The sequence below is a fragment of the Bartonella sp. AP72JLCBS genome (assembly GCF_042195705.1).
In the GTDB taxonomy this organism is placed as follows: domain Bacteria; phylum Pseudomonadota; class Alphaproteobacteria; order Rhizobiales; family Rhizobiaceae; genus Bartonella.
The window spans coordinates 1-523 of sequence record NZ_JBHIOU010000154.1 but is presented as its reverse complement, the minus strand read 5'-3'; the positions used below and the strand labels follow the sequence as shown (position 1 = coordinate 523).

Annotated in this window: 1 protein-coding gene; it reads left to right on the top strand. The window is 39.4% G+C overall.

From position 1 onward, the window contains the following. The coding region (locus tag ACFILO_RS09830; protein ID WP_375678253.1) for a type IV secretion system protein at positions 1-431 on the top strand (431 nt) is incomplete at its 5' end. Positions 432-523 lie beyond the last annotated feature (92 nt).

Genomic DNA, 523 nt, shown 5'->3' with positions numbered 1-523 from the left:
CCAATGGACTGCTTTACAGTCTCTTAGGCATCATTATCTTGCTAGCAACAAGCCTCGTAGTAGCAATCGGCGGTGGTCTCGTGCTCCTAACAAAAATCGCTATTACACTTCTCGTAGGATTGGGACCACTCTTCATCATTGCTTTGCTCTGGCAACCAACTCATCGCTTTTTCGAGCAATGGATAATCCAAGTCGTCAATTATATAATCCTCTTTCTACTCTTAGCCACTGTATTTAATCTGATGATGAATATCTTTGCAAACTATTTGAGCGATATGAAACTCGACTACGACCAGAATGTAAGCTTCATGTTTGGGGGAGCTCTCATCTTGTCTATTATATCCATCATGCTGTTACTCAAACTATCAAGCATAGCCAATTCTCTCGCAAAAGGCATTACATTTGGACATCTATGGAGACATAGAAACTAGATGAGATAAAAAGCAATGGTTCCCGTAACAGACGCCCTTAATATCCATATGACAAAATAACGAGGATATCCAATCCTAAAGTAAAAAATATT